The organism is Caulobacter sp. BK020, from assembly GCF_004342605.1.
Classification (GTDB): domain Bacteria; phylum Pseudomonadota; class Alphaproteobacteria; order Caulobacterales; family Caulobacteraceae; genus Caulobacter.
Map to the genome: position 1 here is coordinate 293,827 of NZ_SLZL01000004.1, position 8,121 is coordinate 301,947.

General features: G+C 69.2%; 6 protein-coding genes. 3 read left to right on the plus strand and 3 right to left on the minus strand.

Going from position 1 to position 8,121, the window contains the following annotated elements; all coding sequences use genetic code 11:
* Window positions 1-100 precede the first annotated feature (100 nt).
* Window positions 101-577, minus strand: a complete 477-nt coding sequence (locus EV278_RS07230; RefSeq protein WP_132088686.1) for an EF-hand domain-containing protein — start codon at window positions 575-577, stop codon at window positions 101-103.
* Window positions 578-591: 14 nt separating this feature from the next.
* Complete coding sequence (locus EV278_RS07235; RefSeq protein ID WP_132088690.1) at window positions 592-1,389, minus strand: DUF4198 domain-containing protein; 798 nt, start codon at window positions 1,387-1,389, stop codon at window positions 592-594.
* A 159-nt stretch (window positions 1,390-1,548) separates the two neighbouring features.
* On the opposite strand from EV278_RS07235, the gene EV278_RS07240 reads away from it, so the two are divergent.
* Window positions 1,549-3,795: a TonB-dependent hemoglobin/transferrin/lactoferrin family receptor gene (locus EV278_RS07240; protein ID WP_132088694.1), complete on the plus strand. Its 2,247-nt coding sequence runs from the start codon at window positions 1,549-1,551 to the stop codon at window positions 3,793-3,795.
* 158 nt (window positions 3,796-3,953) lie between these two features.
* Complete coding sequence (gene purU, locus EV278_RS07245) at window positions 3,954-4,823, plus strand: formyltetrahydrofolate deformylase (RefSeq protein WP_132088697.1); 870 nt, start codon at window positions 3,954-3,956, stop codon at window positions 4,821-4,823.
* 114 nt (window positions 4,824-4,937) lie between these two features.
* Here purU and EV278_RS07250 read toward each other — a convergent pair whose 3' ends face one another.
* Window positions 4,938-6,974 (minus strand): glycoside hydrolase family 2 TIM barrel-domain containing protein, encoded by a 2,037-nt coding sequence (locus tag EV278_RS07250; protein WP_132088700.1) that lies wholly within the window; start codon window positions 6,972-6,974, stop codon window positions 4,938-4,940.
* Between the two features lie 118 nt (window positions 6,975-7,092).
* Between EV278_RS07250 and EV278_RS24610 the strand changes: the two genes are divergently transcribed.
* Window positions 7,093-8,121: a MerR family transcriptional regulator gene (locus EV278_RS24610; protein WP_132088703.1), complete on the plus strand. Its 1,029-nt coding sequence runs from the start codon at window positions 7,093-7,095 to the stop codon at window positions 8,119-8,121.

The window sequence follows — 8,121 nt, forward strand, 5'->3', positions numbered from 1 at the left end:
GCGAATTCATGACTCCCCTGACGGAAAAAGGCAACCATTTAGCTGCCTAATTTTCGGCCCTGATGGGGACAGGCGCATGCGCCTGTCCCTGCTTTAGACCTCAGTTCGTCTCTTCCGCCACCGGATCGGCCGCCGAGACGGCCCCGTCCTTGTTGGTGTCGTGGGTGACGAACATCCGCCAGCCCGAATACTCGAACTCGGCCGGGGTGATGCCGCCGCTCTTGTCGGTGTCGAGCACGCCGAAGCGCACCTCGGCCTGGCGCAGCTGACGCATACGCTCCTCTTCCCTCTTCTCGGGCGTGTCGGTGGAGGCGGCCAGGCGCTTGGTCAGGCGGGCGGTGAACTCGCCGACATATTCGTCGTGCGACAGGGCGCCGTCATGATTGGCGTCGATGCCGGCGAACTGCTTCTCGCGGCCGGCCTTGAACTCCTCCTTGCTGACCGAGCCGTCGCCGTTCAGGTCCTGCTCCTTGATGAAGGTGTCGCGGGCGTGGGAGGCCGCGAAGGCCGGGGCGGCGACGCCCAGGATACTGGTGGCGAGCGCGGCGGCGGCCAGGAGGACGATCTTGCGGTTCATCGGACGGGTCTTTCTCAGCGTAGGGATTCGAAGGTCAGGGCGTAGGTGTAGGAGCGGCCGACCGGATCGGCCGAGGTCGGGGCGACGCGATAGCGGGCCTGGATCTGGTAGACGCCCGAGCGCGCGACCCTGACCGTGAACCGGCCCTGGTCGTCGCTGACCAGGGTGACCGGCGGGGCCTTGGTGTCGGCGTAGCGGTCGTCGCCGGCGTGCAGGGTGACTGCCTGGCCCTTCACCGGCTCGCCGTCGAACAGCACCGTGAACTGGGCGTCCTGGCCAGTGAAGATGCTGCTGGGATGGGTGACGGCCACGAACTCCAGGCCTTTGCCGATCGGGGCCAGGGCCGCCGTGCTGGGCGCGCTGCGCGTCACATAGACGTCGGCCATCGTCAGGCTCTGCATGTCGACCGGCGTGGTCCCGGCCGGAGCCTTGGCCGGATCCTCCAGGAACACCCACTCGCCCTTGACCAGCACGGCCTTGGCGGTGCGGCCAGTGCGCTGGCCGGTGGTGATCCGGTAGGTGCCGGGCTGTTCGGTCGCGACCTCGACCAGGGCCAGTTCGCGCAGGTTGGTGGCGGTCAACGGTTTGCGCGCGCCGTCCGGCCCGACCACCGCCCAGGCGTCGGACTTCATCACCACCTCGGGGCTGAAGAAGCTTTCGGTGAACGAGCCCTGCACCGTCACCAGCTTGCGATCGGTGACGTCGAAGGCGCTGGGCAGCAGGTAGGGCGAGTGAGCCTGGGCCGCGCCGGCCACGAGGCCGGTAAAGGCGACCCCGGCCAGGAGGGCTGCGAACGAAAGCGAGCGGCGCATGGCTGGAAGTCTCCGGATCCCGATGAAGCGTCGCCTTTGGCTCTAATAGGAATGATTCTGAGAATCAATTGCATTTAGCTTGACCGAGCGATCCGAGGCCCGTAGGTCCTCCGCCAACAGATGCGAATGGTTCGCATATATCAGACCCGGGGGTCCTCGATGTCTCGCCTCAAGCTCGCCAGCTTCGCCGCCGTCTCGGCCACCGCCCTGCTCTGCGCCAAGGCCGCCTTGGCGGCGGACACGGCGGCCGATGCGGTCGAGCTGGACAAGGTGACGGTCACGGCCACCCGTTCAGAGACCAAGCTGCAGGACGCCCCGGTGACGGCCAGCGTCATCTCCGACCAGGACATCGAGGACGGCCTGGTCAAGGACATCAAGGATCTGGTGCGCTTCGAGCCCGGCGTCTCGGTGCGCAGCGCCCCCGCCCGCTTCACCGCCGCCGGCGCCTCGACGGGCCGCGACGGCAACGCCGGCTTCAACATCCGCGGGCTGGAAGGCAACCGCGTGCTGATCCTGGTCGACGGCGTGCGCGTGCCCGACGGCTACGCCTTCGGCGCCCAGAACATGGGGCGCGGCGACTATGTCGACCTGGACACCCTGAAGTCGGTCGAGATCGTGCGCGGCCCGGCCTCGGCGCTCTATGGCAGCGACGGCCTGGCCGGCTCGGTCAACTATTTCACCAAGGATCCGTCCGACCTGCTGAAGGGCGGCAAGGCCTTCGGCCTGCGCGGTCGCGTGGGCTACGCCTCGGCCGACGAGAGCTGGACCGAGAGCCTGACCGCCGCCGGCCAGGCCGGGGCCTGGGAAGCCATGATCGCCTACACCCGCCGCGACGGCGAGGGCCAGAAGACCGCCGGGACCAACGACGCGGCCAACACCGACCGCACCACCGCCAATCCCGAGGACAACCGCTCCAACGCCGTGCTGGCGCGGGTGGTTTACACCCTGAACGACCAGAACCGTTTCCGCCTGACCTACGACCACCTGGACCGCGACACCGACTGGACGGTGCTGAGCGCCATCGCCAAGCCGCCCCTGGCCGCGACCAGCGTTCTGGGCCTGACCGCCTGGGACAAGATCCGGCGCGACCGCGTCAGCCTCGACCATCGCTTCACCGGCGGCCAGGGCCTGGTCCAGTCGGCTGCGACCACCCTCTATTACCAGGACAGCACCACCCGGCAGTATTCGGCCGAGGATCGCAACACCGCCGCCGACCGCACCCGCGACGCCACTTTCGACAACCAAGTGTTCGGCGCGGCGCTGGAACTGCACAGCGAGACGACGATCGGCGGCCTCAGCCACAAGGTCGTCTGGGGCGGCGACGCCTCGATCACCCGCCAGGAAGGCGTGCGGGACGGCACGGTACCGCCCGCCGGCGAGACCTTCCCGACCCGGGCTTTCCCGACCACCGACTACACCCTGGCCGGCGCCTATGTTCAGGACGAGATCGGGATCGGGCCGGTCACCCTCTACCCAGCCGTCCGCTTCGACTATTACAAGCTGGAGCCCAAGCGGGACGCCCTGTTCACCGCCAACATCCCGGCCAGTCAGAGCGAAAGCCACGTCTCGCCCAAGCTGAGCGTGGTGTGGAAGGCCACCGACCTGGTGACGGTGTTCGCCAACGCCGCCGCCGGCTTCAAGGCCCCCTCCCCGTCCCAAGTCAATAACGGCTTCGCCAACCTGGTCTCGAACTACAGGTCGATCTCCAATCCCGACCTGAAGCCCGAGACCAGCGAGACGTTCGAGCTGGGCGTGCGCCTGAACCGCCCGACCTGGAACGCCAGCGTCACGGGCTTCACCGGCCAGTACGACGACTTCATCGAGCAGGTTCAGGTGCGCGGGACGTTCACCGCCGCCGACCCGGCCGTCTATCAGTACGTCAACCAGTCCAAGGCCGAGATCACCGGCGCCGAGGCCCGGTTCGCCACCGAGCTGGGCGGCGGCTTCACCCTGCAAGGCGCGGCGTCCTACGCCCGGGGCAATTCGGAGAACAACGGCGTCAAGGTTCCGCTGGCCTCGATCGACCCGGTCAAGCTGGTGGCGGGCCTATCCTATCGCGACCCGGCCGGCCGGTTCGGCGGCGCGCTCAACGCCGTGCACGCGGCCAGGCAATCGGCCGGCCGCTCGGGCGTCAGTTGCACCACCACCGTCGTCGTCAACGGCGCGCCCCAGACCCAGACCGGCCCGGACTATTGCTGGATGCCCAAGGCGTTCACGGTGCTGGACCTGACCGCCTACTGGAACATCACCGACAGCGTCACCCTGCGCGGCGGCGTCTTCAACCTGACCGGCCAGACCTATGCCTGGTGGAGCGACGCGCGCGGCTTGGCCGACAACTCGGCCGTCAAGGACGCCTACACCCAGCCCGACCGCAACTACAGCGTCTCGCTGGCGGTGAAGTTCTAGGGTTTCCGGCCGGTCCTGTCCCCTTCGACCGGCCCGGAGCACGGGTCGCGATCGTGTCGGCGATCGCGACCCGTTTTTCATGGGCGCGTCGTTTTGTAAAAGCCTTGTCAGAACAATGCGGCTTGGCCGTGCGGCCCAGGTCGACTACGACGCCTGCCATGGACGCCAAGACTCCCGCCGAACGCTACATCCTGATCCTGCAATGCCCTGACCGTAAGGGCGTGGTCGCCGCCGTATCCGGCTTCCTGGCCGACAACGACGCCTCGATCGTCGAGAGCAGCCATTTCAACGACGGCCTGGCCGACCAGTTCTACATGCGCACGGTGTTCCGGCCCGACGGCGACATGCCGAGCATCGATGACCTGCGGCGGGGCTTCGAGCTGATCGCCAAGCGCTTTGGCATGATCTGGGCCCTGCACGATGCGAACGCCAAGCCCAAGGTGCTGATCGCCGTCTCCAGGTTCGGCCACTGCCTGTTCGACCTGCTGCACCGCTGGCGCGCCGGCCTGCTGCCGGTCGAGATCGTCGGGGTGATGTCCAATCACGAGGACATGCGCTCGTTCACCGAATGGAGCGGCCTGCCCTATTTTTACCTGCCGACCAGCAAGGCCAACAAGGCCGAGCAGGAGGAAGCTTTCCTCAGGCTGGTCGACGACCTGGACGTCGACCTGGTGGTGCTGGCCCGCTACATGCAGATCCTGTCGCCGGCCCTGTGCGCGCGGCTGTCGGGCAAGTGCATCAACATCCACCACTCGTTCCTGCCCAGCTTCAAGGGCGCCAAGCCCTACCACCAGGCCCACGACCGCGGCGTGAAGATCATCGGGGCCACAGCCCACTACGTGACCACCGACCTGGACGAGGGCCCGATCATCGAGCAAGGCGTCCACCGCGTGGACCACAGCCACACGCCTGATGACCTGGTCACCCTGGGCCGCGACGTCGAATGCACCGTGCTGGCCCGCGCCGTGACCTGGCACGTGGAGCACCGGGTGCTGATCGCCGGCGCCAAGACCGTGGTGTTCGACTAAAGCATCGCACGGAAAAGTGGATGCCGGTTTTCCGCAAAAGCGATGCGAAAACAAAAACCCAGAGCAAATCGTGCGAATCCTATATCGCGCGATTTGCTCTAGGCGCGCCCGCGCCTATCGTATGGGTTCCGGCGCGTAGGTCCACGTCACCACGTCCCGCGCCCCGCCGCCTTCGACCGCGATGCGGTTTACGCCCGGCGCCAGGGTCACCGGCCAGGTGGCCACGTGGTCGACGACCGGCGCCGCGCCCAGCTCCCGCCCGTTGAGCGTCAGCGAAACGGTGGGGACGTTGGCGTAGACCTTCACGGTCACCGACGAGGTGTTCCGCACCATCGCCCGGCGGCTGGCGATGTAAGCCATCGGCGCCGTCGTCCAATTGGCGCGGTACCAGTAATAGGCGTCCTTGCGGACCTTGCGGTCGTAAGTGACCAGGCCCTTGTCGTTGATCCCCGGATGGTCGCCCTCGTTGCGGCCGTCGGACGCCAGGTCGAAGCCGACCCAGACGAAGGTTCCCCACAGCCAGGGCTTGTCGCGCAGGACCCGCCAGTAGGTCTCGTGGAACAGGGCCTGGTACTGCTCGGGGTGCCACTTGCTGTTGGCGACCGGGCGGCGCGGTGGGTCTTCCTGCTGCAGCACGCTGGCCCCGGCGCCGTACTCGCTTATGGCCAGCGGCCGGTCGGGGCTCTTGGCGTGGACCGCTTCCACCCAGGGACCGATGTCCTCGGGCTTGCCGTCGTACCAGCCGAAATAGCGGTTCTGGCCGATCAGGTCGGTATGCAGGGCCTGGGGATCGGTTTCGGACTTGCAGCAGTCGGCCAGCACCGTCGGACGCGACGGATCCTCGGCCCTGGCCACCGCCTGTAGCCCCGACAGCAGCCTGGCGGTGGCCGCGTCGGACCGGTAGAGTTCGTTGGCCAGGCCCCAGGTCGCCACCGAGGGGTGGTTGTAGTTCTGCCGGATCAGCTCGCGCAGCTGCTCGGCGACGTTCTCGGCGAAGGCGGGACCATCGTCGGCGACGCTGTTGAGCGGAATCTCGGTCCATACCAGGAAACCGTCGCGGTCGGCGTTCTCGTAGGCGCGGCGCGGATGCTGGAAATGCACGAAGCGCAGGCCCGTCGCGCCCAGGTCGCGCAGGATGGCGAAGTCCGCGTCGATCTCGGCGTCGTCGACAGCCAAGCCCTTGGCCGGCCGTCCGGAATGGAACAGGTTCACGCCGTGCACGCCGTAGGGCTGGCCGTTCAGCAGGAAGCCGCGCGCGGGGTCGACGGCGATCGCGCGGAAGCCGACGGGAACCGTCACCGTGTCGTCGCCCACCGAGGTCACCAGCCGGTACAGGTAGGGGTCGGCCCGGCCCTGCCACAGGCGCGGGGCTGCGATGCGGGTCGCCAGGGTCACCGGCGTAACGGCGCCCGGCGCGACCTCGACGGAGCCAGATAGCGTCGCCACCGTCTTGCCCGCCGCGTCCAGAAGGCGCGAGCGCACGGCCACCTGGGCGGCCGCGGCCCGGTCGTTGCGCACCCGGACCAGTACGGACAGGTCGGCGCCGTCGGCGCTCACGGCGGACGGCGTGGCGTAGACCCCGGGGCCGCCATGGTCGAGCATGTCCACGTGCACCGCGTCGGTCACCACCAGCCGTGCCGGCCGGTACAGGCCGCCGAACACCGTGAAGTCGCCGCCCAGGGGCGCGACGTCCTTGTGGCTGGCGTTGTCGACCCGCACCGCCACCAGGTTGGCGCCGGGGACGATCAGGTCGCTGACGTCGAAGCGGAAGCCCGCATAACCCCCGGCGTGGCGTCCCGCCGGGCGGCCGTTGACCCAGACCTCCGAGACCAGCGCCGCGCCGTCGAACTCCAGGAACGCCCGGCGTCCGGCCTTGCGCGCCGGCGCGACCAGATGGGTGCGATACCAGGCCGGCCCGCGGTAATAGCCGCCGCCGTCGGCCCCGTCGGCGGCGTTGTAGGTGTGGGGCAGCCTCACCGTCTCCCAGGCGCGGTCGTCGAAGGCGGGGGTCTGGGCCGTCCGGGAGTCGCCCTTGGCGAAGGTCCAGGTCGTCATCGGGATCGTCGTGCGCGAACCGGCGGCGGCCAAGGCGGGGGCCAGGCACAACGCGGCCAGGACGATCAGCGCCAGGCGTGGTGTCGCAAAGCCCATCGGTGCGTTCGCTCCTCTATTTGTCGGACCGATAGCACGAGATTCGAACGATGCGCCCATTGACCTGGCCCCTGGGTCCGCCCCGATAAGATCGGCGGTCAGCCAGCGAGGTGATTCCGTGCCTTCCTCCGTCCGTTTCCTGAACGCGTCCGAAGCCGCCCGACGACTGGGCGTCTCGGCCAAGGCTCTGCGGCTATACGAGCAGTGCGGCCTGGTCGCGCCCCGGCGCACCGCGGCCGGCTGGCGAGCCTACGGGCCGGACGAGATGGCCCGGGCCGGCCAGATCGTGGCCTTGCGCGCCCTGGGCCTGAGCCTCGCCCGCATCGCCCAGGTGCTGGACGGCGACGCCCAGGCCCTGGAGCCGGCGCTGGCCGCCCACCAGGCGACGCTGGAGCAGCAGGGCCGGCAACTGGCCGCAACCGTCGAAAAGGTCCGCGAGCTGCGCGCCGGCCTGGCGCGGGGTCGGACGCCCGACGCGGAGGACCTGGCGCGGCTCATGACGCCAGCCGCCCGTCCCAGTGTCGCCTTCGACCTGCCCTGGCCGTGGGGCGGCGAGCCGTTCGCGCTGAGCGACATCCCGCCCCTGACCTACATCACCGGTCCATTGGGCAGCGGCAAGACGCGGCTGGCCCTGCGCCTGGCCGAGACCCTGCCCGACGCGACCTTCCTGGGCCTGGACCGGATGGCCGGCGAAGGCGCGGCGGTCCGGGCGCGGCGCGAGGCCGATCCGGATCTGGCCGCGCGCGTGGACGGAACCCTGGCCTGGCTGGTCGAGGACGGCGCGACGGCGTCGAACGACCTGCTGGTCCTGCTGGCCGCTCTGGAGGCTGAACCGGCCGGAGCCCTGGTCATCGACATGCCCGAGCACGGCCTGGACGCGTCCACCCAGACGGCGCTGGTCGCCTGGCTGCGCCGCCGGGGTCCCGACGCGCGACCGGTGTTCCTGCTGACCCGCTCCAGCGCGATCCTCGACCTGCCCGCCGTCGGGACCGGTGAGGCGATCCTCTACTGCCCCGCCAACCACGCCCCGCCGATCCGCGTGGCCCCCTATCCCGGCGCGCCCGGCTTCGAGGCCGTCACCAGTTGCCTGGCCTCGCCCGAGGTTCGGGCGAGGACGGCGGGGATGATCGCCGTGATGGCGGGGTGA